Genomic DNA, 25,166 nt, shown 5'->3' with positions numbered 1-25,166 from the left:
GGGGGGGGGGGAGCCAGAGGCGCCAGCCGGCGACCGTGAGGGGGTGTCGGGCGGAGGGTGGGGTGCGGTCGAGGCGCCGGGCGAGGGGGGAGCCGACCGGGGCGACGTAGGCCGGGGCCGCCGACTCGCGGACCGCGCGGCGGTAGGCGGGCAGCCGGTCGAAGCCGGGGCGCAGCGTCTCGTCGAGGACCGCGCAGACGATCTCCTCGCCGGCGGCGAAGGTGAGCCGGTTGCAGGTCCAGTACTCGCCGTACACGTGCCGGACGCCGCGCTCGCGCAACGCCTCCACCAGCGCGCGGTGCCGCTGCGCCTCCGCCCGGTTCGTCGGGACGGTGGCCAGCGCGCCTGCGGTGGCGACCGTGCCGGTGGCGAGCAGCGCGACCAGCGTGCCGACGGCCGCCACCCGCCGGAGGCCGGCCGAACCGCGCCGCCGGGCCGCCGTCCACACCGGCCAGAGCAGCGCCGGCAGCGAGATGGCCAGGCAGGACAGGTAGCGCGAGCTTTCCACCGGGGTCCGCCCGGCGGCGCTGCTGATCGTGTACGCCGCCAGCGTGCCCACCGCCCCGGCCAGCAGCGCGAGCCGCACCGCCGCACGGGCCCGCGCCGCCCGAGCCCCGTCGGCCCGCACCGCCCGCCAGGCTGACCAGCCCCCCAGCGCGAGCAGCACCGGCAGGGCGGCCGACCACCAGAGCTGCCAGGTCGCGCAGTGCCCGGGGGAGCAGAGGCCCATGCCCAGCGCGGGCCCGAGCACCAGCCCGCCGTGCAGCCGGTCCGCCCAGCTCGCCGCCGCGTCCCCGCCGCCGGCGACGAAGACCGCGGCGAGCGGGTTGCGACGGTGCGCCAGGGCGTACCCGAGCAGCGGCGCGGCGCCCAGCAGCGTGCCCCCGGCCAGCAGCGCGCCGCCGCGCCCGCGCAGGTCCCGCCCGGCGGTGGCGGCGAGCACCACGCCGAGCGCCAGCGCGTACGGCAGCAGCAGCGGGTCGACCCAGACGGTCAGCCCGGCGAGGAGACCGAACGCGGCGAACCGCCGGCGCCGTCCCGCCGGCCGACCGGCGGCCAGGTCCAGCGTGAGCAGGGCCAGGCCCGCCCCGATCGGGTTCAGCTCGGGGTAGCCGCCCCCGGCGATGAGCTGGTTCTTGACGATTCGGTCCGCGCCCAGCGCCAGCAGCCCGACCACGAGCAGCGCGAACCAGCGGTCCCCGCCGAGGCGGCGGGTCAGCCGCCAGCTCAGGAACAGGAACAGCGCGTACAGGGCGAGCAGCGGCAGCCGCAGCGCGAGCACCGATGGCCCGGTCAGGGCGACCAGCGGCGCGGCCAGGTACGCCTCCAGCGCACCCATGTACGCCTGCCCGTAGAAGAAGACGGGGAAGTCCTCACCCCGGGCGATGTGCAGCGCGGCGAGCCCCATGGTCGCCTCGTCGCTGTTGGTGCGCGGGGTGTCCCCGAGCAGCAGCGCGAGGCGGTACCCGACCCCGGCCAGACCGACCAGCAGGGCGAGCGTCACCGGCAGCGGCCACCGGGGCGGGCGCGGGCGCGCGGCGTCGCGCGCCGCCTGGCGTACCCCGGTCGTCATGCCTGTGATCATGGCATCCGGGCGGGGGCCGGCGGCCGGTGACGCGGCCGTAGGCCGGCCTCAGCCGGCGGCGGTGACGCCTTCGCGGGCCTCCAGGGCCTGCTTGTAGAGCCGCCCGGCCCGGTACGACGAGCGCACCAGCGGACCGCTCATCACACCGGCGAAGCCGATCTCCTCGGCCTCCTCGCGCAGCTCGACGAACTCCTCCGGCTTGACCCAGCGGGTGACCGGGTGGTGCCGGGGGGAGGGGCGCAGGTACTGGGTGATGGTGATCAGCTCGCAGCCCGCCTCGTGCAGTTCGCGCAGCGCCTGCGAGACCTCGGCGCGCTCCTCCCCCATGCCCAGGATCAGGTTGCTCTTGGTGACCAGGCCGTCGGCGCGGGCCTGGCGGATCACGTCCAGCGAGCGCTCGTAGCGGAACGCCGGCCGGATCCGCTTGAAGATCCGCGGCACGGTCTCGACGTTGTGCGCCAGCACCTCGGGACGGGAGCTGAACACCTCGGCGAGCTGCTCGGGGACGGCGTTGAAGTCGGGGATCAGCAGCTCGACGCCGCAGCCGGACTGCAGGGCGTGGATCTGCCGGACCGTCTCGGCGTAGAGCCAGGCCCCGCCGTCGGGCAGGTCGTCGCGGGCGACGCCGGTGATGGTGGCGTAGCGCAGCCCCATCGCGGCGACCGACTCGGCGACCCGGCGCGGCTCGTCGGCGTCGAACTCGGCCGGCTTGCCGGTGTCGATCTGGCAGAAGTCGCAGCGCCGGGTGCACTGGTCGCCGCCGATGAGGAAGGTGGCCTCCCGGTCCTCCCAGCACTCGTAGATGTTGGGGCAGCCGGCCTCCTGGCAGACGGTGTGCAGCCCCTCGCGCGAGACCAGACCGCGCAGCTGGGTGTACTCCGGGCCCATCTTGGCCTTGACCTTGATCCACGGCGGCTTGCGCTCGATCGGCGTCTCGGCGTTGCGGGCCTCGATCCGCAGCAGCCGCCGCCCCTCGGGCGCGGCGGTAGCGGTACGTCCGGCCTGCTCGGCCGTCGGCGTGGAGTGCTCGATCGTCACAAAACCGAGACTACGCCCGACGGTGGCCGTCGATGAACCGCGGGCGACCGGCGTCACGCCCCAGACGTTGTGACACCGGACACCGAGGCACGGAAAAACCACGTCACACGCGTCCCGGCGGGGTGCTAGCGTCTGCCGCAGAGCTGTGACGGAGCCGAGTAACGCCCCGGACCGCCAGTGCAGAGAGCCGCCGGTTGCTGGAAGGCGGTCTGGCGCCGGGGTGCGAAGACCCTCCCGAGCTGCGGGAAGAACGGCGTCCGCGCCCAGTAGAGCCCGCCCGGCCGGCCCCGGTGAAAAGGCGACGAACGAGGCCCCCGTCCGCGGGGGTGAAGGTGTGGTGGCACCGCGAGGTTCCCGCTCGCCCACACCTCCCTGGGATCGCGTTGCGATCGACCGAGGAGGTAACACCGTGCAACGCATCCTCTCCACCCAGCTCCCCGCCCACGTCGGCGAGACCGTCCGGATCGCCGGCTGGGTGCACCGCCGCCGGCTGCTCAAGTCGGTGGCCTTCCTGATCGTGCGGGACGCCGCCGGCCTGACCCAGGTCGTGGTCACCGACCCGGCCGTCCGCGCGACGCTGGAGAAGCTCACCGAGGAGACCGTCGTCGAGGTCACCGCCACGGTGGTCGCGAACCCGACGGCGTCCGCCGGGGTCGAGCTGACCGACCCGGCGGTACGACCGCTCGGCCCGGCCGCCGTGCCGCCGCCGTTCGACCTGTACCGGCCGACGCTCACCGCGACCCTGCCCACCCAGCTCGACCACGCGCCCACCGCGCTGCGGCACCCGACCCGCGCGGCGGCGCTGCGGATCTCGGCGGCGGCGGTGGCCGGCTTCCGGGCCACCCTCGACGCCCGCGACTTCGTGGAGATCCACACCCCGAAGGTGGTGGGCTCGTCCACCGAGAGCGGGGCGAACGTCTTCGCGCTCGACTGGTTCGGCCGGCCCGCGTACCTGGCGCAGTCGCCGCAGTTCTACAAGCAGCTGATGGTGGGCGTCTTCGAGCGGGTCTACGAGGTCGGGCCGGTGTTCCGGGCCGAGCCGCACGACACCGTCCGGCACCTGGCCCAGTACACCTCGCTCGACGTGGAACTGGGCTTCGTCGCCGACCACCGGGACGTGATGGCCGTGCTGCGCGACACCCTGGCCGGAATGCTGGCTCAGGTGGCGGACCGGGCCGGGGCGGCGGTGGCGACCCTGGGGATCGGGCTGCCCGAGGTGCCGGCCGAGATCCCCGCCGTGCACTTCACCGAGGCGCTGCGGATCGCCGGCGCGCCGGCCGACGAGCCGGACCTCGCCCCCGCGCACGAGCGGGCGCTGGGGGAGTGGGCACGGGCCGAGCACGGCTCGGACTTCCTCTTCGTCACCGGCTATCCGATGGCGAAGCGCCCCTTCTACACCCATCCGGACCCGGACCGGCCGGCCTACTCCAACGGCTTCGACCTGCTCTTCCGGGGGCTGGAGCTGGTCACCGGCGGGCAGCGGCTGCACCGGTACGACGACTACCTGGCCGCGCTGGCCGAACGGGGCGAGCCGGTCGAGCCGTACGCCGGGTACGTCGACGCGTTCCGGCACGGGATGCCCCCGCACGGCGGCTTCGCCATCGGCCTGGAACGCTTCGTCGCCCGGCTGACCGGCGCGGCCAACGTCCGGGAGGTCACCGCCTTCCCCCGCGACCTGCACCGTCTCACCCCCTGACGGGTCCCGCCCCGGCCGGCGTGCCCGGCGGGGGCGGGTCAGGTGTGCGGGCGGAGCCTGGCGCGCAGGGTACGGCGGGCCAGGGGGCCCAGGTCCTCGACGACCTCGACGAGGACGGCGAGGCGTTCCAGGGCGTCGAACGCGTCGCGGGCGCCGGCCGGGTCGACACCCTCGAAGAGCTCCAGGCCGATGAACGCGGCGGAGATCGCCCGGGCCAGTCCGGCCGGCTCGGCGACCGGGGCCACCGGCGAGTCACGCAGCAGCCTGCGCAGCACCGTCTCGATCTCGGCCGTCCAGAGCCGCAGCGCGCCCGCCGTCGCCTCGGCGAGCCGCGGGTCGGTCTGCGCCCCGGCGAGCAGTTGCGCCAGCACCGCCACGTTGCCCGCGGAGCGTTCCTGCTCGTGCAGCGCGCGCCCGAGGTCGAGCAGTTCGCGCAGCGACCCCACGCCGGCGAACCGCTCCCGGTAGACCGCCACCCGGGCCGCCGTCGCGCTGCGGCAGGCCTCGGCGAGCAGCGCGTCGACGGTGCCGAAGTGGTAGAAGACCAGGGCCTGGTTGACTCCGGCGGCGGTGGCGATGGTGCGGGCCGAGGCACCGGCGATGCCGTGGGACCGGATCGCCGCGAGCGCACCGTCGATCAGCTTCTGCCGGGTGGCGGCCATGGTGATCCTCTCGGTCAGTCCCGGGGATTCTCCCGCAGCGGTCGCACGGCGGCGGGCACCGGTGCCTCGCCCGGCGGGACGTAGCGGACGGTGAAGCTGCCCGTGTATCCGAACAGCGGCCCGAAGCGCCGGTTGGTGACGCGTACCTCGATGCGGAACCGCCCGGCCCGGTCGTCGTACCACTCCCGTAGGTGGGCCTCGCCGCTGAGCGCCGGCGGGCAGGGCAGCCCGCCGCGGAAGCGCTGGGCGCCGCTGCGGATGGTCAGCGCGCCCGCGGCGTCCACGCCGAGGTGCAGGTCGACGGCGAGGTGCTGATGGGTGCCCAGGTAGTCCACCAGCACCCCGCGTCGCGGGCTCCAGACCATGGTGGCGTCGAACCGGCGGCGGCGGTGCGCCGCGACCTCGAAGGTGCGCACGAAGGTCAGCGTCGGCCGGTGGTACGAGTCGAGGTAGGCGTAGTTCTCGATGGTGAACGGCACGCCGGTGCCGGTCTCCGGGAACAGCACGTGCCGCAGCGTGCCCAGCCGCAGGAACGGCGCGGTGAAGGCGGCGCCGCGCCAGACCCGGTCCATCACCCCGGTGCCGACGCAGCCCAGGTCGGTGCCGCCGTCGACGCCGAAGCGGCGCCGCAGCCTGGGGTGCAGCCGGTCGAAGTCGGCGCCCAGGGCGCGCTGGAAGACGGAGGTCACAGCTGCCCCAGCAGCGATGGCGCCCGGGCGGCGAGGCGGTCCGGCGGGCGGCGTCGGCACCGGCGGGCGGCCGGGGTGCGCGGGTGGGGCGGCAGCGCCAGCGCGAGCACGGCGGCCGTCAGCACCGCGGCGACGACGGCGGTGCGCCCCTCGGTGAGCCGGGCGGCCGACGCGCCGACGCAGGCCACCGCGAGTGCGCGCAGGGCGACCTCACGCCAGGCCTGCCGCCGGGCACGCTCCGGCGGTACGCCCCGTTCCAGCCAGAGCCGCAGCCGGTCGAACGACCAGGCGGTCGCCCAGCCGAACAGGGGACGGAACGCCAGGTCCGCCAGGCGTCCCGCCGGCCCCCAGCGCGGGGTGTACGTGTAGCCGGTCAGGAACCGCACCCCGTCCGGCCCGGGCAGGTAGCGCCAGTAGCCCGAACCGGCGGCGATCAGCGAGCGGGGGTCGTCGGAGCCGAAGCGCAGCGCCGACGTGCGCGTGCCGTCGGGGCGGCTCCGCTCGCCCGCGTGGACGCCGTGCCCGCCGATCCGTACGCCGGGCAGCACGGTGGTGGCGTACCGGAACCGGGCGGGCGTGCTGCCCGGCACCGGCTCGATGCGGTCGAAGCGCGCGTCCCAGCGGCGGTGTGCCGCCGGGTCCTGCGTGGCCTGCCAGACCCGCTCCAGCGGCGCGTCGATCAGCGTCTCGACGTAGATGTCCCGCATCCCCAGCTCCTCTTTTTGAGCATCTGCTCAAGAACGCTAGCGGCGCTTGAGCGAGCGCTCAATCCCTCGCTCGGGGGAGCCGGGCACGGTTTCCCTCCGCCACCGACGATTCGGTTTGTCTTGACAAGAAAAGTTGTCGGTGCGAGGCTGGGTGCATGTTCGAGATCGCAGTGATCGAGGACCCGGCGGCGGCCGAGGCGTCGCTGGACCCGGTGCGCGCCCGGCTGCTCGCCGCGCTCGCCGAACCGGCCTCCGCGACGATGCTCGCCGCCCGGGTCGGCCTGGCCCGGCAGAAGGTCAACTACCACCTCCGGGCGCTGGAGCAGCACGGCCTGATCGAGCTGGTCGAGGAGCGCCGCAAGGGCAACGTCACCGAGCGGGTCATGCGCGCCACCGCGGCGTCGTACGTCATCTCGCCCGCCGCCCTCTCCGCCGTGCGACCCGATCCGGCCCAGGCGCCGGACCGGCTCTCCGCGCGGTGGCTGCTGGCGATCGCCGCCCGGCTCGTCCAGGACGTCGGCGCGCTGATCACCGGCGCGGACCGGGCCGGCAAGCGGGTCGCGACCTTCGCCGTCGACGCCGACGTCCGGTTCGCCTCGGCGGCCGACCGGTCCGCGTTCGCCGAGGAACTGGCGGCCGCCCTCACCGGCCTGGTCGGCAAGTACCACGACGAGCGAGCCCCCGGTGGCCGGCGGCACCGGGTGGTCGTCGCCCTGCACCCCGGCATCGACCTTCCGACGGGCGGACCCGAGGCGTCCTGACGTCCACCAGGACCCCCCGTCGACCACGCCGCTCCGGTCCAGCGCCGGCCTGCGCGCGCCGCCCCGCCCACGCACCCGACAGCCAACTCCCGCACTCCACCCAGAGAGAGGCACCACCATGGGACACCCGTTCGAGCTGACCAAGGACATCGCGCTGCCCGGCACGCCGGAGCAGGTCTGGGCGGCGATCGCGACCGGACCGGGGGTCGACTCCTGGTTCATGGGCCGCACCGAGATCGAGCCCGGCGAAGGGGGCCGGACCCGGTTCGCCATGGCCGGCCACGTCGACGAGTCCACCGTGACGGCCTGGGAGCCCGGCAAGCGCTTCGCGTACCGCAGCGACGCGGGGCCGGACGGCACCTTCATGGCCGTCGAATACCTCATCGAGGGCCGCGAGCAGGGCGGCACCGTGCTGCGGCTGGTGCAGAGCGGCGTCCTCGGCGACAACTGGGAGACCGAGTACGAGGCCATGCGCACCGGTTGGGACATGTACCTGGAGACGCTCGCGGCGTACCTGGCGCACTTCCCCGGCCGGGCCGGTGCTCCGGTCGCGGCGTTCCGGCCCGGGGCGGGCGACCCGGAGCAGGTCTGGGCGGCGGTGGCGGACGCGTTCGGGCTGACCGGCCCGGTCACCGGGGGCGCGCCGGTCCGCCTCGACCTGCCCGGCATGCCGCCGGTCGACGGGGTGGTGGACATCGTCGGTCTGCCCACCTACGTCGGCGTACGCACCTCCGACGCGCTCTACCGGTTCCTGCACTCCGGCACGGACCGGGGCAACGTCCTGGTGCTGGGGCACCACCTCTTCGCGCCCGACGCGGACCCGGCTCGCGCCGAGCAGGCCTGGCGGGACTGGCTGACCCGGCTGCCGATCGGCTGACCGGGGCGGGCCGGGGTCGCCTCGTGCACGTCAGCTGTCCGGGATCGGCTGCCCCGCTCGCGGGCGCCACCCGGGCGGCGGGTCCTCACCGGTCAGCCCGTCGACCGCCTCGCGGAGCAGGTCGGCGTGCCCGGTGTGCCGGCCGTACTCCTCGATCAGGTCGCAGAGCAGCCGGCGCAGGCTGGCCCGGCTGCCGTCCGGACCGCCGACGTGGACGAACTGGTCGAGCCCGCCGTCGGCCAGGGCCGCGGCCAGCCGCGCGCGGGACCGGGCGACGGCACCGTCCCAGAGCGCGTAGAGATCCTCGGGGCGGTCCTCGGCGGCGGAGGTGAACGCCCAGGACTCGTCGCCGGCGAAGTTCGCGGGGTCCCACGGCGCGCCCATCGGCGCCCCGCTGAGCTTGCCGGTGAAGGTGTGGTCCTCCACGGCGGCGAGATGCTTGAGCAGGCCGCCGAGGGTCAGCGCGGAGGAGCCGACCCGGGTCCGCAGCCCGGCCGCGTCGAGGTCGTCGGCCTTCCAGCGGAAGGTGGCGCGCAGCCGGTCCAGCGCGCCGAGCAGGTGCGCGACCTCGGTGCCCGCGAGGGGCGGCTCCCAGGGGGTGTCGTCGTCCGTCATCGCGCCACCGTAGGACGGGGGTACGACCATCGGACCGCGCGCCTAGGCGGGGCCGAGCAGGTCCCAGCGGTTGCCGGCGATGTCGCGGAAGACGGCGACCCGCCCGTACGGCTCGGTGCGCGGCGGCTTCACGAACTCGACCCCCGCGTCGACCATCCGCCGGTGGACCGCGTCGAAGTCGTCGACCTGGAGGAAGAAGCCGACCCGGCCGGCGACCTGGTCACCGATCACGCGTTCCTGGCGCTCGCCGTCGGCGCGGGCGAGCAGCAGGCCGGTCTGCGCGCCGGGCGGGCGGACCACCACCCAGCGCTTGGGGCGCCCGTCGGTGGTCAGCGAGGGTGAGTCCTCCACCAGGTCGAAGCCGAGCACCTCGGTGAAGAAGGCGATCGCCGGGTCGTACTCGGCGACGACGACGGTGACGAGATCGACGTGCATGCGGCTCAGCCGAGCAGGGCGGGCAGCCGGCGCTCGACCACCGGGAGGACGTCGGTGACGGCGACCGGGCGGCCCAGCTCGGCGGTGAGCGAGGTGACCCCGGCGTCGGAGATGCCGCAGGGCACGATCCGGTCGAAGTACGTCAGGTCGCAGTCGCAGTTGATCGAGAAGCCATGCAGGGTCACCCCACGGGCCACCCGGATGCCGATGGCGGCCACCTTGCGGGCCGGGCCCCGGTCGTCCTCGGGCACCCAGACGCCGCTGCGCCCCTCGACCCGGCCGGCGGCCAGCCCGAACTCGGCGCACACGTCGATCAGCAGCTGCTCGGTGCGGCGCACGTAGGCGACCACGTCCACCGGGTCGGGCAGGCGCAGGATCGGGTAGCCGACCAGCTGCCCCGGGCCGTGCCAGGTGATCTTGCCGCCCCGGTCCACGTCGACGACCGGGGTACCGTCCATCGGCCGGTCCCACGGCTCGGTGCGCTTGCCGGCGGTGTAGACGCTCGGGTGCTCCAGCAGCAGCACGGTGTCGCCGCGCTCGCCGGCCACCACGGACTCGTGCAGCCGGCGCTGCTCGTCCCAGGCGGCCTGGTAGTCCAGCGTCCCGGCGCGGACGGCCGTCAGGCCGGAAGTCGTCGCGGTCACCGCTCCAGCCTAGACCCGCGACGGGTGCTCACCGAGGGTGAGCCTCGTCGCGTCGGGCGGCGGGCACCTCCCAGAGCCACACGTCGTCGACCCGCTTCGGGGTGCCCAGCAGGGCCGTCGCCGTGCGTCGCAGGGCGTCCTCGTCGAGGTCGTACTTCGCCCCGTGCACCTCGTCCGGCAGCACCACCGCCTCCACGCCCCAGTGGCGCAGGTCGGCCAGGCAGAGCTGGATGCTGCCCTCGGTGATGATCGGCACCAGCCCGGTCTGGCCGGCCTGGTCCATCAGGGTGTCGAAGGTGCGCGGCGGCGGGCCGATCCGGCCCCGGCCGTCCGGGCCGCCGGGGCCGAGGAAGAAGCCGGCCGGGATGCGGAACTCGCCCTGCCGGTGCGCCAGCGCGTACGCCTGCCAGCGCTGCCCGTCCGGGGTCACGTCCAGGGTGAGCGGCAGCGGGGTGAGCACCCCGCCGGGGGAGACGTGCTGCCGCCAGGTGCCGGCGGTGATGAACTCCGGCACAGGCGGCCGGACGCTGGTCGCCAGCGGTATGGGCAGCAGCGGCAGCAGCGCCGCCGCGAAGCCGAGGCCCCAGGCCGCGGCCACGCCCCGGCGTCGCGGCGGGTCGGCCCGGAGCTGGTCGACCGTGTACGCCAGCAGCAGGCCGATCACCGGCGCGACCACCAGCGCCAGCCGGGACGGCAGCGCGGCGTTGACCACCGGCAGGTCGTCCAGCACGCCGAACGGCAGCAGCTGATCGGTGCGCCGCCCGGCCCACTTGGCCACCGAGCCCCAGGAGAGCACCGTGAACAGCCCGCCGGTGACGGCCAGCGCGGCGAGGGTGGCCCGGCGGCCCGGATCGGCCCGCCGCCACAGCGCCACGAAACAGGCCACGGTGAGCAGCAGCAGCGGCAGCCCGAAGAAGGAGTTCTCCTCGGTCGGGTTGGGCGCCAGGGTGGTGCCCCACCCGACCGCGCCGGCCAGCGACCGTTGCGGGTACGCCCCGAACGCGGCGATGTCCTCGGAGTGGATCACCGCGTCGAAACCGGTGCCGTGGAAGCGCTGCGGGCCGGCGAAGTGCAGCCAGAGCGGGTACGCCAGCAGCGCCCCCGCCACCAGCGCGGTCGCGCCCAGCCCGGGCAGGAAGGTGGGCAGCGCCGCCCGCGCCTGCGCCCGGCGGGCCGGGTGCAGCGCCCAGACGGCGAGGAAGACCCCGAGCGCCAGCGCGGTGAAGAAGAGCCCCTCGGCGGCGATCGAGAAGGCGACCGCGACCAGCACGCCGAGCGTGATCCCGCCGCGCAGCCGGCGCCCGGGCCGGCGCAGCGCGAACACCCCCCAGGTCAGCAGCGGCACCAGCCAGCCGGCGGTCCAGTTGAGGTGAGCGTTGGCGTGCGCGACCATGCCGGGGGAGTAGGCGATGAACAGCGCCCCGACGCCGGCGGCCAGCCGGCTGCGGACCAGGTGCCGGGAGAGCAGCCAGTACCAGGCCAGCGCGGTGGCGACCAGGTTGAGGGTGAGGATCACCAGGAACGTCGCCGGCGGCCCGATCAGGTAGGTCAGCGGGGCGAAGACCGCCGCGTACACGGTGATCGAGGTGTTGACCGCGAGGTTCACCCCCTCCGGGACGTTGATCAGGTCGGTGAAGAGCGGGTTCTCCCCGTGGGTCAGCGCGTGCCCGCCGAAGGCGAGCAGCCACTCGAAGAGCGCCTGGTCGCTGGAGTTGACCGTGATCGCCCGGCTGTTCGGGTCGCGCCACAGGCCGCTGGTCACCCAGACGGCCAGCGCCACGGCGGCCAGCACCACGATCAGGTCGGCCCGGCGACTCCGGCCGGTGGCGGGTGCGGGTGCGGGCGGCTGGTCGGCGGCCAGGGTCGGGGAGGTCGGCACGGAGCGGACGTTACCAACCGGATCTGGACACGCCGCTCGGACACGGAACGTTGCTTCCCGGCGGCAACGACCTCCCGGCGCGAGCCCCGGACCGCCACATCGGTGACGACGAATGTGTGAGCGGACGCCATGTCGCTGGTCTGAAACACGGACGTAACGTCTCGGCAACTCGGGAGTGACCCAGTTCACACACCGCACCAGGAGGTCGCCGTGCACCGTTCCCCGTCCGTCCTCGCCCGGCTGGCCGGAGCGCTGGCCGGCGCCGTCGCCGCCGCAGCCGCCCTGGTCGCGGTCGCCGCGCCCGCGCAGGCCGCCACGATGACCCAGGTCACCGGGTTCGGCTCGAACCCGGGCAACCTCACCATGTACGCCTACCGCCCGGACGGGCTGCCGTCCGGCGCGCCGGCCGTGGTGCTGCTGCACGGCTGCACCCAGAACGCCGCCGGCTACTTCGCCAACTCGGGCTGGCAGAAGTACGCCGACCAGTGGAAGTTCGCCCTGATCGTGCCCCAGCAGTCCAGCGCCAACCAGTCGCTGAGCTGCTTCAACTGGTACACCGAGGGGGACATCTCCCGGGGCCAGGGCGAGGCGCTGTCGATCCGCCAGATGGTCGAGCACGCCAGGACCAGCTACGGCCTCGACGGCAACCGGATCTTCGTCAGCGGGCTGTCGGCCGGCGGGGCGATGACCTCGGTCATGCTCGCCACCTACCCGGAGGTCTTCGCCGCCGGCTCGGTCATCGCCGGGCTGCCGTACCGCTGCTCGCCGCCGGCCTCGACCAGCACCTGCCAGTACAGCGGGGTGGACAAGACCCCGGCGGCCTGGGGCGACGCGGTCCGCAACGCCCACCCCGGCTACACCGGCCGCCGTCCCCGGGTCGCCATCTGGCACGGCACCTCGGACACCACCGTGGTGCCGCTGAACGCCACCGAGTCCCGCGACCAGTGGACCGACGTGCTGGGGGTGTCGCAGACCCCGACCAGCACCGCCTCGCTGCCCGGCGGCACCAGCCTGGAGAAGTACGGCAACGACGCGGTCCGGCTCTACCGGGTCTCCGGCATGGGCCACGGCACCCCGGTCGACCCCGGCTCGGCCACCGACCAGTGCGGCACGGCCACGTCGTACTTCCTGGACACCATCTGCTCGGCGTACCGGGACGCGCTCTTCTTCGGCCTGGGCGGCGGCGTCACCCCTACCCCCACCGCCACGGCCTCGCCGACCCCGACCACCGCCCCGACCTGCGTCACCGCCAGCAACTACGCCCACGTGACGGCCGGCCGCGCCTACCAATCCGGCGGGTACGCCTACGCGCTCGGCAGCAACCAGCGCATGGGGCTGTACAACACCTTCAACACCAGCACCCTCAAGCAGACCGGGCCGTCCTACTGGGTCATCGGCTGCTGACCATGGCGCCGGGGGGGCCTCCCGCCGGAGGTGCCCCCGGCGGTCACTGCGTCAGCGCCGCGTGCAACGCACCGGCCAGCTCGGGGTGCGTGTAGCGGAAGCCGGCCTTGGCCAGCACGCCGGGCAGGACGCGGGTGCTGGTCAGGGCCTCCTGGGCGAAGCCGCCCAGGGCGACCTTGAGGGCCACCGCGGGGATCGGCATGATCGCCGGGCGGTGCAGCTGGCGGGCCAGTTCCCTGGTGAACTCGGCGTTGGTGACCGGGGCCGGGCCGACCACGTTGACCGGTCCGCCGACGTCGCCGCGGTCGAGCAGGAACACCACCGCGTCCAGCCAGTCCCGCATCGAGATCCACGGCAGCCACTGCCGGCCGCTGCCCAGCTTCCCGGCGATGCCCAGCTTGAACGGCAGCAGCTGCGGCTTGAGCAGCCCGCCGTCGCGGTGCAGCGGTAGCCCGGTGCGCAGCCGCACCACCCGCACCCCGGCGTCCTCCGCCGGCCGGGTCGCCGCCTCCCAGACCCGGCAGACGTCGGCCAGGAAGCCCTCGCCGGCCGGGGAGTCCTCCTCGACGGTCCGGTCGCCGGTGTTGCCGTACCAGCCGACGGCGGAGGAGTTCAGCAGCGCCGTCGGCCGGTCGGCGGCCGGCAACCCGGCGATGGCGATGGCCAGCGTGGTGGTGGTGTCCACCCGGCTCGACCGGATCAGCCGCCGGTACTCGTCGTTCCAGCGCTTGTCGCCGACGCCCGCGCCGGCCAGGTTGACCACCGCGTCCGCCTCGGCCACCACGGCCGGGTCGAGCTGCGCGGCGGACGGGTCCCACCGTCGCTCGTCATCGGTCCGCGGCGGCCGTCGCACCAGCCGGGTGACCTGGTGCCCGTCGGCGGTGAGGCGGTCGACCAGCCGGGTGCCGAGGAAGCCGGACGCGCCGGCCATGAGGATCCGCATGCTCATATCTTCGGGTACGGGGGCGGATCCGGATGCGTTCAGCCGGTTTGCGGATCAGCTCGCCGCGACCCGGCCACCCGTCGGGTCGCGGGCCGCCCCCGGGTCAGCCGACCGGCGCCGCGCGCAGGTCGGCGAGGAGGCGTTCCACCTCGGCGAACGCCTCGGCCGGCAGCGGTCCGCGGGTGAGGGTGCCGAAGTTCTCCTCGGCCTGGGCGACGGTGCGGCAGCCCGGGATGGGCACCGTCCGCGGGCTGCGCGCCAGCAGCCAGCCCAGCGCGCCCTGGGCGAGGGTACGACCGTCGGCGGTGAGGGCCTCCCGGATCTCGGCGAGCCGGGCCGACCACTGCGGTGCCGGGCGGCCGTCGGTGAACCAGACCAGCCACTCCGGTGCCCGCCCGCGCACGTCGTCCGCCCCCACCGCCCGCGTCGAGCCGGTGAGCAGGCCCATGGCCAGCGGCCCCCGGTTGAGGCTGGCCAGGTCGAGCGCGTCGCAGACGGCGATCAGCTCGGCGTTGTCCTTGAACACCGACTCGTCGTGCTGGATCGCGGCGCAGTGCGGACCGGCCTCGGCGAACGCGCGCGCCGACGCGGGGTTGTCGGTGCTCCAGCCGTACGCGCGGATCTTGCCCTGGGTGACCAGGCCCTCCAGGGTGTCGACCAGATCGAGCGCGGCGGACGCCGGCAGGGCGTTGATGTGCAGCTGGTAGAGGTCGACGTGGTCGGTGCCGAGCCGGCGCAGCGACTCCTCCAGGCTGGCCACCGCGTAGGCCGGGCTGCCGTCCTCGCCGATCCACCGGCGGGTCCGCTCGTCCGCGCGGTTGCCGAACTTGGTGGCGATCACCACCCGGTCGCGGCGGCCGGCGAGGGCGCGGCCCAGGACCCGCTCGCTGTGCCCGGCACCGTAGTTGCTGGCGGTGTCGAAGAGCGTGACGCCGAGGTCGAGGGCGCGGTGGATGGTGCGCACCGACTCGTCGTCGTCCACCTCGCCCCAGCCGAACGGCTCCCCGCCCGCGCCCCAGAGCGGTCCACCGATCGCCCAGCACCCCATGCCGAGGGCGCTGACGTCAATCCCGCTGCGGCCCAGTGTCCGTGTCATCGTCATGCGGCCAGCTTTCAACCTGGAGCGCGCTCCAGGTCAAGCCCTAGCATCGGACGGCATGCGCGGCTATTCCCCCTCGGAGGCAGCGACCCGCAGCGGGTTCAGCCTCGACACCCTCCGCTACTACGAGAAGATCGGCCTGCTCAGCGACATCGGCCGCACCTCGGGCGGGCGCCGGGTCTTCACCGACGACGATTTGAGCTGGCTGCTGCTGTTCCGCTGCCTGCGCGACACCGGCATGCCGATCGCCGAGATGTGCCGCTACGCCGAGCTGGCCCGCGACGGCGAGCACACCGCCGGCCAGCGGCAGGCCCTGCTGGAACGGCACGCGGAACGGGTCGAGGAGCAGATGCGGCTGCTGGAACGCCAGTACGCCCACCTCCGCGAGAAGATCCGCTTCTACCAGGGCGCCGACGGAGGTGATCGGGGGTGAGTGACTGGGTGATCGCCGACCGGCTCGTCCTGCTGGACCGGGTCGGCTGGTTCCATCTCGACCGGCCGGTGCTGGTCCGCCCCGGCCAGTCCTACCGGGTCGACTACGGCGCGGGCGAGCTCTGCATCGACGACGGCGACGGCCGGGTAACCCGTCTCCCGGGCTGGGTTTGCCGCTGACTCAGGCCGCCAGGTGAATCGCTTACGTCATCAGCTCCAAAGGGTCTGACCGGACGATCCCACCGGCCCGGCCCGGCCCGGCCCGGCCGCGTCGGCGCTCAGGCGTTCCCGCCGGTGGCCGATGGCCCCGCCGACGCGAGGCGGGCCAGCAGCGGCGCCAGCGGTTCGAGGGCGGGCCGGCGGACCACGAAGCGGGTGACGCCCCAGCGGCGCTCGTGCTCGCCGACCGCCGCGACGATCTCGTCGACGGTGCCGATCAGCACGAACGGCGTGGCCAGCAGCTCGGCGACGGTCAGGCCGACGTCGCGCGCGGTCTCCGCCGCGGCGGCCTCCGCGTCGTCGGTGACCACCACCTGCTGCACCAGCGCCTCCAGTGCGGGCGGGTCGTCCCGGCCGGCCGCGCCGGCGGCGACGTGGGCGAGCTGCGCCTCGATCTGGTCGGTCCGCCAGCGCACGTCGTGGGCGTGGCCGTCGGCGAGGGTACGCCCGAAGCCGGTCAGCCCGACCACGTCGGCGTGCGCGCCGGCCCAGCGCAGCAGCGTCGAGTTGGCGGTGCCCATGGTCAGCGGGATGCGCTCCTGCACCGGGCGCGGCGCGGTCAACCGCGCGCCCCGGACGGCCAGTTCGGGGGTGTCCACGGTGACCTCCTCGCCGTCGAGCAGGGCGCGGACCGCCTCGGCCACGGCCACGCAGCGGCGTACCCGACCCGCCACGTCCGGGCGTTCCCGGCCGACCGCGCGCCACTCGGCCGGGGTGTGGCCGGCGCCGACGCCGAGCCGGGCCCGCCCGCCGGAGACCAGGTCGAGGGTCGCCACGTCGGCGGCGAGCAGCACCGGCTCGCGGACGCCGAGGTTCGACACGTACGAGCCGAGGCCGATCGTCGAGGTCACCGACGCGGCGGCGGCCAGCGCGACGAACGGGGAGGTCACGTCGCCGGGGTGGTCGGCGGCGAGCAGCGCGTCGAAGCCGGCGGCCTCGGCCCGCCGGGCCAGGTCGAGCCAGCTCGCCGCGTCGGTGGGGGTCGCCTGGAGACAGAAGACGGTCACCGGGCCAGCCTGCGCCGCCGGGGGCTTGCGGGCCAGCCCGGACGGGCCGATTCTGCTGACCGGCGAATCCGCCTCCGCCGTGGTGGCCGGCCGGCGGCCGGCGCGCTAGGTGGAGGTGCCCGTCTCGTCCGTCCCGGGCTCCTTCCAGCGGGCCCGGAAGGCCGCCTCGTGCGCCTCGTGGGTGGTCTTCTCGTGGAAGACCACCTCCTGCAGCGCGCGTCGGCCTTCCTGCATGGTCAACACCTCGACCACCACCAGCCCGACGCAGATCGCGGTGAGCAGGGTGAGCGTGGCCAGCCCGGGCAGGTGGGCGCCGACCGGGATGCCGAGGGCGAGCAGGAGCACCGCGGCGACCCGGGTCCAGGAGAGCGTGCCCAGCGTGCGCCACTGGAACAGCATGTTCCCGCACAGGTAGCAGATCACCCCGCCGAAGAGCAGGGGCACGCTCGGGCCGTGCGCCGGTTCCATGACCGGCACGGCCGGGTCGGCGATGTCGTGGACGATCTCCTCGGCGCCCAGGGCGAACAGGATGATCCCGGCGATCATCGGCAGGTAGAGGTAGGCGTACGCGTCCCGGGCCATCGCCACCCGCTTGCGGCCCTCGGCGACGTGCAGGGCGATCCGGGCGGCCGGCCCGATGACGTCGTAGTGGGCCCACCAGAGCGCGGCGGTGAAGAAGATCCCCAGCGTCGCCGCCGCGACCGCCGGCCAGGTCGGCGGCTGACCGAGCAGGTTGCTCCCGACGCCGACCGAGATGACCGATTCACCCAGCGCGATGATCAGGATGAGGTCGTAGCGTTCCGTCCAGTGCTCGGCCGAGGTCACCCCCCAGCCCCAGGTGCCGCCGAGGATCCCGGACCCGTACTGCAGCAGCACCACCGTCACCCAGAGACCGTCCCGGACCATCGAGGCCGTCCCGAGGTCCTCGATCCCGGTCGGGATCAGCGCCGCGCCGAGGAGCAGGAGGGTGCTGAACACCATCTCCGGGAGGAACCGGATCAGCTGTCGGCGCTCGTTCGGGCTGTCCCGTACCACGTGCAGATAGAGCAGGAAGTGCACCGCGCGGATCACCACGTAGCTGACCGCCACGACCACCGGCCCGGCGGCGCCCGCGCGGGGGTCGCCGAACGCCTGCGGCAGGGCGAGTGCGAAGCAGAACAGCGCCGCCATCGCGACGACCACCAGCACCGGTACGAAGCCCTCGCCGAGCCGCACCCGGGTGGCCACCACGCTGTGCACCACCCAGGTCCACCAGAGCACCGCCAGCACCAGCATGCCGTGCAGCAACGCATGACCCGTGATCTGGACGGCGGTGGCCCGGGTGATGATGAAGAACGAGAAGACGAAGACCAGGTCGAAGAAGACCTCGAAGCGGTCCACCCGGGCGCCGGGGGCGACGGCGACGGCGGGCCCCAGCCATCCGCGCCGCCTCCACCGCCCGCTGCCCACCCGTCCACTCTCGCAGCGTGCGGTCGGTCCGGAGGCGATTCCGCTCAGCCTGCGGCGCGGTGCTGCAGACCGTCCCGGCCGGGCCGAGAAGACCCTCCGGGGTCGGCGGCGGCCCGGCCGGTGACCACGGCGCAGCCGGCCTGGGCGGCGCAGACGACGAGGGGCGCCCCGGTCGGTGTGACCGGGGCGCCCCTCGCGCGTGGCAGCGGGAGTTACAGGCCGAGGTCGGCCTCGAAGTTGCCGCCCTCCAGCCGCTCCTTGACCGCGACCAGGAAACGGGCCGCGTCGGCGCCGTCGATCAGCCGGTGGTCGTAGGAGAGGGCCAGGTAGACCATCGAGCGGACCGCGATGACCTCGCCCAGATCCGGGTCGTTGACCACGACCGGACGCTTCACCACGGCACCCGTGCCGAGCATCGCCGACTGCGGCGACGGCACGATCGGGGTGTCGAAGAGCGCGCCCCGGCTGCCGGTATTGGTCAGCGTGAAGGTCGCGCCGGCGAGCTCGTCCGGGCTGATCTTGTTGGTCCGGGTCCGCTCGGCCAGGTCGGCGACCCGCTTGGCGATGCCGCCGAGGTTGAGGTCGCCGGCGTTGTGGATGACCGGGACCAGGAGGCCCCGCTCGGTGTCCACGGCGATGCCCAGGTGCTCGGCGTCCGGGTAGGTGATCGTCCCACCGTCCAGGTCCATGCTGGCGTTGACGATCGGGTGCGTCTGCAGCGCCTCGACGGCGGCCAGGGCGAAGAACGGCAGGAAGGACAGCTTCACGCCGTGCCGCTGCTGGAAGGAGTCCTTCGCCTGGGCCCGCAGCTTGGCGATCCGGGTGACGTCCACCTCGATCACCGTGGTGAGCTGCGCCATCTCGTGCAGCGACTCGTGCATCCGCTTGGCGATCGCCTTACGGATCCGCGGCAGCTTCTCGGTGGTGCCCCGCTTGCCGCTCGGCTGCGGCTTCGCGGCCGGCTTGGCCGGGGCCGCGGCGGCGGGCTGCGGCGCCGGAGCCGGGGCGGCCTTGGCCGCCTTCGCCTTCTCGGCCGCCTCCAGCACGTCCTGCTTGCGGATCCGGCCACCGACGCCGGTGCCGTTGACGGTCGAGAGGTCGACGCCGTGCTCACCGGCCAGCTTGCGCACCAGCGGGGTCACGTAACCGGCCGCCTCCTCGCCGCCCTGCGCGGTGGGGCGCTGCGGGGTCGGGGTCGGCGCGGACGGCTGCGCGGCCCGCTCGGCCTTCACCGGCTCCGCCGCGACCTCGGCCTCCGCGGCCGGCTCGTTGTACGACATGCCCGGGGTCGGCTCCTCGACCTTCGGCTCCGGCTTCGCCTCGGCCTGGGGCTCCGGCTTGGGCTCGGGCTTCGGCTCGGCCTTGGGCTCCGGCTTCGGCTCGGGCTTCGCCTCGGCCGGGGCGGCCCCGGCGGCACCGATGATCGCCAGGTCGGCGCCGACCTCGGCGGTCTCGTCCTCGGCGACCTTGATCTCCAGGACGGTGCCGGCGACCGGGGACGGGATCTCCGTGTCGACCTTGTCGGTGGAGACCTCCAGCAGCGGCTCGTCCACCTCGACGGTCTCGCCGACCTGCTTGAGCCAGCGGGTGACCGTACCCTCGGTGACGCTCTCGCCCAGGGCCGGCATCTTCACCGGGGTGCCCTCGCCCGACGGCGCCGGGGCGGCCGCGGCCTGCGGCTGCTGCGCGGCGGGCTTCTCCTGCTCGGGCTCGGGGCCCGTGCCCTCCGCGGCGGCGGTCGGCTCGGCGGCCGGCTCGGCTGCCTGCTGCGGGGCGGCCTCGCCGCCACCGGCCTCCTCGCCCTCACCGGCGATGACGGCCAGCTCGCTGCCCACCTCGGCGGTCTCGTCCTCGCCGACCACGATCCGGCTCAGCACGCCCGCCGCGGGGGACGGGATCTCGGTGTCGACCTTGTCGGTCGACACCTCGAGCAGCGGCTCGTCGACCTCGACGGTGTCGCCCTCCTGCTTGAGCCAGCGGGTGACGGTGCCCTCGGTGACGCTCTCTCCGAGCCGAGGCATGGTGACCGATACCGGCATCTCTTATGACTCCTTCATTCCCCTGGTGCGATCTCGCCCGTCTGCCGCCGGACGCCGCGGAATCAGTTCTCGATCAGGCGTGCGCGTGCAGCGGCTTGCCGGCGAGGGCCAGGTGCGCCTCGCCCAGGGCCTCGTTCTGCGTCGGGTGGGCGTGCACGAGCTGCGCCACCTCGGCCGGGTACGCCTCCCAGTTGTAGATGAGCTGCGCCTCACCGATCAGCTCACCGACCCGGGCGCCGACCATGTGGACGCCGACCACCGGCCCGTCCTCGACCCGGACCAGCTTCACGAAGCCGGCCGTCTTGAGGATCTGGCTCTTGCCGTTGCCACCCAGGTTGTAGTTGTAGGTCTTGATCTTGTCCGCGCCGTACTGCTCCTTGGCCTTCGCCTCGGTCAGGCCCACCGACGCCAGCTCCGGGTCGGAGTAGGTGACGCGCGGGATGCCGGCCTCGTCGATCACGGCCGGGTTCTGGCCGGCGATCTCCTCGGCGACGAAGATGCCCTGCTGGAAGCCGCGGTGGGCGAGCTGCAGGCCGGGCACGATGTCGCCGACCGCGTAGACGTTCGGCACGCTGGTGCGCAGCCGCTCGTCGGTCAGCACGTAGCCCCGGTCCATCTTCACGCCCTGCTCCTCGTACCCGAGGTTGGCGGTGTTCGGGCCGCGCCCGACAGCGACCAGCAGCAGTTCGGCCTCGACGGTCTCGCCGCCGGCGATGGTCAGCTTCACGCCGTTCTCGGTCTTCTCGACCTTCTCGAACGGCTTGCCGACCTTGAAGTTGATCTTCCGCTTGCGGAAGGCCCGCTCCAGCGCCTTGGACGACTCCTCGTCCTCGGCCGCGACCAGGCGGGGCAGCGCCTCGACGATGGTGACGTCCACGCCGAAGGACTTCCAGACGCTGGCGAACTCGACGCCGATCACGCCGCCGCCTAGAACGATCACCGACGCCGGGACGCGGTCCAGGGTCAGCGCGTGGTCGCTGGTGATGATCCGCTCACCGTCGATCTCCAGGCCGGGCAGGCTCTTGGCGTACGAGCCGGAGGCCAGGACGACGTTGCGGCCGGTGTAGCGCTTGCCGTCGACCTCGACGACGTTCTTGCCGACCAGCTTGCCGGCGCCGGCCACGAAGGTGATGTTCTTGGCGCTGCCCACCAGGCCCTGCAGGCCCTTGTAGAGGCGGGAGACCACGCCGTCCTTGTACGAGTTGACCCCCGCCATGTCGATGCCGACCAGCTCGGCCTTCACGCCGAACTGCTCCGACTCGCGGGTCTGGTCGGCGATCTCCGCCGCGTGCAGCAGCGCCTTGGTGGGGATGCAGCCGTTGTGCAGGCAGGTGCCGCCGAGCTTCCCCTTCTCGATCAGCGCGACCGAGAGATCCAACTGGGCGGCACGCAGCGCCGCCGCGTAGCCGCCGCTGCCACCTCCGAGAATGACGATGTCGAAGGTCTCGTTCGGCTCGCTCACGTCCAACTCCCAGGTCGCGTCGCTGCATCGGGGGTCACGGCGGGGTAACAGGGACACACCCCACCTCGGTCATCTTGTCACTAGGGGATGCGGAGCGCGTACCGAGGTGCCCAACGACACGTCCTCTGCACGTACTCTTGGCACCGTCTTCGATGACGGACGGGGGAGGAGAGAGTCGGTGGGACTCTTCCGGCGACGCAAGCAGACGGGCGCGGTCAGCCGCGACCGCCCCGCCGAGCGGGCCGATCTGGACCATCTTGAGAATTTCGTCCGGACCCGGCGTGGCGTCGAGGCGTACATCGAGCCGCGCACCACGGTCACCGAGACCACCGTCATCCTGATCGCCGACGACGGGGAGTGGACCCGCCGCCGCGTCGAGGGCCCCGAGGGCGCCCGCCGCTTCGCCCACCGGCTGGCGATCCCCGTCTACGACGTCCGCCTGATGGGCTACCCCCAACGCATGCGCGACTACAACGAACGCCGCAAACGCCGCCCCGAACTCTTCTGACGCGGACGGGGCGCCTCCCGGGTGGGAGACGCCCCGTCGTGGATCGCGGGTGGGGTCAGCCGTTGGCGGCGACGTCCTCGACCAGCTGCACCAGGGTGCGGACCGGGACACCGGTGCCGCCCTTGGTCCAGTAGCCGGTCGCCTCGCCCGAATGGTAGCCCGGGCCGGCGATGTCGATGTGCGCCCAGGCCACGCCCTCGGAGACGAACTCGCGCAGGAACACCCCGCCCTGCAGCATGTGCCCGGCGCGGTCCATGCCGGCGTTGACCTGCGAGATGTCCGCGACGTCGGAGTCCATGCCCTTGCGCACGTCGTCCGGCAGCGGCATCGGCCAGGCCGGCTCGCCGACGGACTCGCCGACGACCTTGACCCGCTCGCACAGCTCCGGAGTGCCCATCACGCCGGCGATCTTCTTGCCCAGCGCGACGACCTGCCCACCGGTCAGGGTGGAGGTCTCGAACAGGTAGTCGGTGCCGTCCGCGCAGGCCCGCGCCATCGCGTCGCCCAGGATCATGCGGCCCTCGGCGTCGGTGTTGAGCACCTCGACCTTCTTGCCGTTGAACATGGTGATCACGTCACCCGGCCGGTAGCTGGTGCCCGACGGCATGTTCTCCGCCATCGGCAGGTACGCCGTCACGGCCACCGACGGCTTCACCGCGGCGATCGCCAGCATCGCGGCGCCGACGGCGGCCGCGCCGGCCATGTCCGACTTCATCTCCCACATGCCCTGGGCCGGCTTGATCGAGATGCCGCCGGTGTCGAAGGTGATGCCCTTGCCGACCAGCGCCACCCGCTTGCCGCTGCCGCCACCCGCCGGGGTGTACGTGAGCTTGACCAGGCGCGGCGGCGCCTCCGAACCCTGCCCGACGGCGACGATGCCGCCGTACCCGCCGGCGCGCAGCGCCTCCTCGTCCAGCACCTCGACCTCGAGCCCGGCCGCCCGGGCAGCCTGCGCGACGGAGTCGGCGAAGGCCGGCGGACGCAGCTCGTTGGGGGCGGTGTTCACCCAGTCCCGGCTGGTACGCACCGCACCGGCCACGGCCGTGGCCCGTTCGATCTCGCCCCGGGCGGTCTGGTCCGCGGCGTCCGGCACGGCGATCAGCACCTCGCCCACCGGCGTGCGCCGGGTCGGCTGCGGCTTGGTCTTGTAGCCGGCGAACCGGTAGCCGCCGAGCAGCGCGCCCTCGGCGACCGCGCGCAGCGCGGCCGGAGCGTCGGCGTCGTCGGGCAGCGGCATGCTCAGCGCCACCCGGGGCGCGCCGGCCAGCGCCCGGACCACCGCGCCGGCGGCGCGGCGCAGCGTCTCCGGGGCGGGGGCGGCGCCGGTGGGCTCCGGGCCGAGCCCGACGGCGGCGACGATCGGCGCCGTGACCGTCCCCAGCGTGGCCAGCTTGGTCACCTCGCCCGGAGCGCCGGTCGCGCCGAGCAGCGCCAGCGTCTCGGTCAGCTTGCCCTCGAAGGCGGCGGCGATGCTCTCCGCACCGCTGGCGAGCAGCAGGGTGCCGGCGAGGCCGCTCGTGGCGTCCTGCTCTCCGGTCTGGCTGTGCACGCCGATCACGATCGCGTCGACGGCAAGCTCGGCAGGGTCGGTGTCGACCAGGCTCAGGGTGGTGCTGGGCGATGTCACTGAAGCTACTCCGGGCGGGCCGGGCCGGTCGCGTCGTCGCGTACCGGCGATGAAGGTCTCCGGCGGCAACCTACCCGCCAGAAGCTTGGCTGTCCCGCCGACAGCTGTCCCGGCGGGTCCCGCCGATGCTAACCAGCAGCGGGTACCCCGGTAAGTTGCCACCCATGACGGACGTGACCTCCGACGCCGCCGCGACCCGGCTGCGCCGTTCCCCGCTGCACGAGCGGCACACCGCTCTCGGTGCCAAGTTCGCCCCCTTCGGGGGCTGGGAGATGCCGCTGGAGTACGCCGGGGGCGGCGTGCTGAAGGAACACACGGCGGTGCGGACCGCCGTGGGCGTCTTCGACGTGTCACACCTGGGCAAGGCGCGGGTGACCGGGCCGGGCGCGGCGGAGTTCGTCAACGCCTGCCTCAGCAACGACCTGGGCCGCATCGGCCCGGGCCGGGCGCAGTACACGCTCTGCTGCGACGACGCGACCGGCGGCGTGGTGGACGACATCATCGCCTACCTGCACGCCGACGACCACGTCTTCCTGATCCCGAACGCGGCGAACACCGCCGAGGTGGTACGCCGGTTGCGCGCCGCCGCGCCGGCCGGGATCACCGTCACCGACGAGCACGAGGCGTACGCGGTGCTGGCCGTGCAGGGCCCCCGCTCGGCGGAGCTGCTGGGCGGGCTGGGCCTGCCGGTGGAGCACGGGTACATGAGCTTCTCCGCCGCCGCCCTGGCCGGGGTCGAGCTGACCGTCTGCCGTACCGGCTACACCGGGGAACTGGGCTACGAACTGGTGGTGCCGGCCGAGCACGCGATCGCGGTCTGGGACGCGCTCTTCGCCGCTGGCGAGGCGTACGACCTGCGGGCCTGCGGGCTGGCCGCCCGGGACACGCTGCGCACCGAGATGGGCTACCCGCTGCACGGGCAGGACCTGTCGCTGGAGATCACCCCGGTGCAGGCCCGCTCCGGCTGGGCGGTGGGCTGGGACAAGCCGGCCTTCTGGGGCCGCGACGCGCTGCTCGCCGAGAAGGCCGCCGGCCCGAGGCGTACGCTGCGCGGCCTGGAGGCCGTGGACCGGGCCATCCCGCGCCCCGGCATGACCGTCTACGCCGGTGACACCGAGCTCGGCACGATCACCAGCGGCACCTTCAGCCCGACGAAGAAGCAGGGCATCGCCCTGGCCCTGCTCGACACGGCCGCCAAACTCGCCGACGGCGACCTCGTCGAGGTCGACATCCGCGGCCGCCGCGCCCAGATGCGCGTCACCCGCCCCCCCTTCGTCCAGCCCTCAGTCAAGTAACCCCCCGCCCCCCAGCCCTTGTTGATCAAGAGGTTTGCGTCGGCCCGAGCGCTGGATCTGACGCAAACTTCTTGATCAACGGGAGCAAGGGGGG

At 74.0% G+C, this 25,166-nt stretch carries 24 protein-coding genes; 8 read left to right on the top strand and 16 right to left on the bottom strand.

Annotation, left to right across the window (positions count from 1 at the left end; translation table 11 throughout):
* Together ACSNN7_RS22315 and lipA are read right to left on the bottom strand one after the other, a co-directional pair.
* Positions 1 to 1,585, bottom strand: a 1,585-nt coding sequence (locus ACSNN7_RS22315; protein ID WP_436682901.1) for a DUF423 domain-containing protein, incomplete at its 3' end; no start/stop codon positions are given.
* Positions 1,586 to 1,633: 48 nt separating this feature from the next.
* Positions 1,634 to 2,623 carry a lipoyl synthase gene (gene lipA, locus ACSNN7_RS22310; RefSeq protein ID WP_436682900.1) on the bottom strand — a complete coding sequence of 330 codons (990 nt, stop codon included), beginning with the start codon at positions 2,621 to 2,623 and terminating at the stop codon, positions 1,634 to 1,636.
* 409 nt (positions 2,624 to 3,032) lie between these two features.
* Between lipA and aspS the strand changes: the two genes are divergently transcribed.
* Positions 3,033 to 4,319, top strand: coding sequence for an aspartate--tRNA(Asn) ligase (gene aspS / locus ACSNN7_RS22305; protein WP_436682899.1), 1,287 nt, complete (start codon positions 3,033 to 3,035; stop codon positions 4,317 to 4,319).
* A 38-nt stretch (positions 4,320 to 4,357) separates the two neighbouring features.
* On the opposite strand, the gene ACSNN7_RS22300 is transcribed toward aspS, so the two are convergent.
* Genes ACSNN7_RS22300 through ACSNN7_RS22290 form a run of 3 tightly spaced genes read right to left on the bottom strand, consistent with a single transcriptional unit; the run spans position 4,358 to position 6,377 of the window.
* On the bottom strand, positions 4,358 to 4,981 hold the full coding sequence (locus ACSNN7_RS22300) for a TetR/AcrR family transcriptional regulator (RefSeq protein ID WP_436682898.1): 624 nt from the start codon (positions 4,979 to 4,981) through the stop codon (positions 4,358 to 4,360).
* Between the two features lie 14 nt (positions 4,982 to 4,995).
* Positions 4,996 to 5,670 (bottom strand): DUF4166 domain-containing protein, encoded by a 675-nt coding sequence (locus tag ACSNN7_RS22295; RefSeq protein WP_436682897.1) that lies wholly within the window; start codon positions 5,668 to 5,670, stop codon positions 4,996 to 4,998.
* A complete protein-coding gene (locus ACSNN7_RS22290) occupies positions 5,667 to 6,377 on the bottom strand; it encodes an SRPBCC family protein (protein WP_436682896.1) in 711 nt (236 codons plus the stop codon). Before ACSNN7_RS22290 ends, ACSNN7_RS22295 begins: the two co-directional genes overlap by 4 nt.
* A gap of 155 nt (positions 6,378 to 6,532) precedes the next feature.
* On the opposite strand from ACSNN7_RS22290, the gene ACSNN7_RS22285 reads away from it, so the two are divergent.
* The gene (locus ACSNN7_RS22285; RefSeq protein WP_436682895.1) at positions 6,533 to 7,138 is read left to right on the top strand and encodes an ArsR/SmtB family transcription factor; all 606 of its coding nucleotides are present in this window, start codon (positions 6,533 to 6,535) and stop codon (positions 7,136 to 7,138) included.
* Between the two features lie 118 nt (positions 7,139 to 7,256).
* Positions 7,257 to 8,015: an SRPBCC family protein gene (locus ACSNN7_RS22280; protein WP_436682894.1), complete on the top strand. Its 759-nt coding sequence runs from the start codon at positions 7,257 to 7,259 to the stop codon at positions 8,013 to 8,015.
* Positions 8,016 to 8,045: 30 nt separating this feature from the next.
* Here the strand turns inward: ACSNN7_RS22280 and ACSNN7_RS22275 are convergent, their stop codons facing one another.
* Genes ACSNN7_RS22275 through ACSNN7_RS22260 form a run of 4 tightly spaced genes read right to left on the bottom strand, consistent with a single transcriptional unit; the run spans position 8,046 to position 11,588 of the window.
* Entirely contained in the window at positions 8,046 to 8,630 is a 585-nt protein-coding gene (locus ACSNN7_RS22275) for a mycothiol transferase (RefSeq protein WP_436682893.1), read from the bottom strand.
* A gap of 42 nt (positions 8,631 to 8,672) precedes the next feature.
* Positions 8,673 to 9,065 (bottom strand): VOC family protein, encoded by a 393-nt coding sequence (locus tag ACSNN7_RS22270; RefSeq protein ID WP_436682892.1) that lies wholly within the window; start codon positions 9,063 to 9,065, stop codon positions 8,673 to 8,675.
* Between the two features lie 5 nt (positions 9,066 to 9,070).
* A complete protein-coding gene (gene lipB, locus ACSNN7_RS22265) occupies positions 9,071 to 9,709 on the bottom strand; it encodes a lipoyl(octanoyl) transferase LipB (protein ID WP_436682891.1) in 639 nt (212 codons plus the stop codon).
* 28 nt (positions 9,710 to 9,737) lie between these two features.
* Positions 9,738 to 11,588: a DUF2079 domain-containing protein gene (locus ACSNN7_RS22260; RefSeq protein WP_436682890.1), complete on the bottom strand. Its 1,851-nt coding sequence runs from the start codon at positions 11,586 to 11,588 to the stop codon at positions 9,738 to 9,740.
* 210 nt (positions 11,589 to 11,798) lie between these two features.
* On the opposite strand from ACSNN7_RS22260, the gene ACSNN7_RS22255 reads away from it, so the two are divergent.
* Positions 11,799 to 12,992: an extracellular catalytic domain type 1 short-chain-length polyhydroxyalkanoate depolymerase gene (locus tag ACSNN7_RS22255; RefSeq protein WP_436682889.1), complete on the top strand. Its 1,194-nt coding sequence runs from the start codon at positions 11,799 to 11,801 to the stop codon at positions 12,990 to 12,992.
* A gap of 43 nt (positions 12,993 to 13,035) precedes the next feature.
* Here the strand turns inward: ACSNN7_RS22255 and ACSNN7_RS22250 are convergent, their stop codons facing one another.
* Both ACSNN7_RS22250 and ACSNN7_RS22245 read right to left on the bottom strand, forming a co-directional pair.
* Positions 13,036 to 13,935 (bottom strand): TIGR01777 family oxidoreductase, encoded by a 900-nt coding sequence (locus ACSNN7_RS22250; RefSeq protein ID WP_436682888.1) that lies wholly within the window; start codon positions 13,933 to 13,935, stop codon positions 13,036 to 13,038.
* 103 nt (positions 13,936 to 14,038) lie between these two features.
* Positions 14,039 to 15,037: an aldo/keto reductase gene (locus tag ACSNN7_RS22245; RefSeq protein ID WP_436682887.1), complete on the bottom strand. Its 999-nt coding sequence runs from the start codon at positions 15,035 to 15,037 to the stop codon at positions 14,039 to 14,041.
* A 55-nt stretch (positions 15,038 to 15,092) separates the two neighbouring features.
* Between ACSNN7_RS22245 and ACSNN7_RS22240 the strand changes: the two genes are divergently transcribed.
* Complete coding sequence (locus ACSNN7_RS22240; protein WP_436682886.1) at positions 15,093 to 15,467, top strand: MerR family transcriptional regulator; 375 nt, start codon at positions 15,093 to 15,095, stop codon at positions 15,465 to 15,467.
* A complete protein-coding gene (locus ACSNN7_RS22235; RefSeq protein WP_436682885.1) occupies positions 15,464 to 15,646 on the top strand; it encodes a hypothetical protein in 183 nt (60 codons plus the stop codon). The genes ACSNN7_RS22240 and ACSNN7_RS22235 overlap by 4 nt, the downstream gene beginning before the upstream one ends.
* 98 nt (positions 15,647 to 15,744) lie before the next feature.
* Here ACSNN7_RS22235 and ACSNN7_RS22230 read toward each other — a convergent pair whose 3' ends face one another.
* The 4 genes from ACSNN7_RS22230 to lpdA all read right to left on the bottom strand — a co-directional run bounded on the left by ACSNN7_RS22230 (position 15,745) and on the right by lpdA (position 21,642).
* On the bottom strand, positions 15,745 to 16,692 hold the full coding sequence (locus ACSNN7_RS22230) for an LLM class flavin-dependent oxidoreductase (RefSeq protein ID WP_436682884.1): 948 nt from the start codon (positions 16,690 to 16,692) through the stop codon (positions 15,745 to 15,747).
* A gap of 105 nt (positions 16,693 to 16,797) precedes the next feature.
* On the bottom strand, positions 16,798 to 18,141 hold the full coding sequence (locus ACSNN7_RS22225; protein ID WP_436682883.1) for a low temperature requirement protein A: 1,344 nt from the start codon (positions 18,139 to 18,141) through the stop codon (positions 16,798 to 16,800).
* A 212-nt stretch (positions 18,142 to 18,353) separates the two neighbouring features.
* Complete coding sequence (gene sucB / locus ACSNN7_RS22220) at positions 18,354 to 20,180, bottom strand: 2-oxoglutarate dehydrogenase, E2 component, dihydrolipoamide succinyltransferase (RefSeq protein WP_436682882.1); 1,827 nt, start codon at positions 20,178 to 20,180, stop codon at positions 18,354 to 18,356.
* Between the two features lie 73 nt (positions 20,181 to 20,253).
* Positions 20,254 to 21,642 carry a dihydrolipoyl dehydrogenase gene (gene lpdA / locus ACSNN7_RS22215; protein ID WP_436682881.1) on the bottom strand — a complete coding sequence of 463 codons (1,389 nt, stop codon included), beginning with the start codon at positions 21,640 to 21,642 and terminating at the stop codon, positions 20,254 to 20,256.
* Between the two features lie 178 nt (positions 21,643 to 21,820).
* Here lpdA and ACSNN7_RS22210 point away from each other — a divergent pair, with 178 nt between their 5' ends.
* On the top strand, positions 21,821 to 22,150 hold the full coding sequence (locus ACSNN7_RS22210) for a hypothetical protein (RefSeq protein WP_436682880.1): 330 nt from the start codon (positions 21,821 to 21,823) through the stop codon (positions 22,148 to 22,150).
* Between the two features lie 55 nt (positions 22,151 to 22,205).
* Here the strand turns inward: ACSNN7_RS22210 and ACSNN7_RS22205 are convergent, their stop codons facing one another.
* A complete protein-coding gene (locus ACSNN7_RS22205) occupies positions 22,206 to 23,777 on the bottom strand; it encodes a leucyl aminopeptidase (RefSeq protein WP_436682879.1) in 1,572 nt (523 codons plus the stop codon).
* A 164-nt stretch (positions 23,778 to 23,941) separates the two neighbouring features.
* Here ACSNN7_RS22205 and gcvT point away from each other — a divergent pair, with 164 nt between their 5' ends.
* Positions 23,942 to 25,072 carry a glycine cleavage system aminomethyltransferase GcvT gene (gene gcvT, locus ACSNN7_RS22200; protein WP_436682878.1) on the top strand — a complete coding sequence of 377 codons (1,131 nt, stop codon included), beginning with the start codon at positions 23,942 to 23,944 and terminating at the stop codon, positions 25,070 to 25,072.
* The last annotated feature ends 94 nt before the right edge of the window (positions 25,073 to 25,166 follow it).

It is taken from the genome of Micromonospora sp. URMC 105 (assembly GCF_051386295.1).
Classification (GTDB): Bacteria; Actinomycetota; Actinomycetes; order Mycobacteriales; family Micromonosporaceae; genus Micromonospora.
The sequence above is the reverse complement of the archived record's forward strand: the minus strand, read 5'-3'. Positions and strand labels throughout refer to the sequence as shown.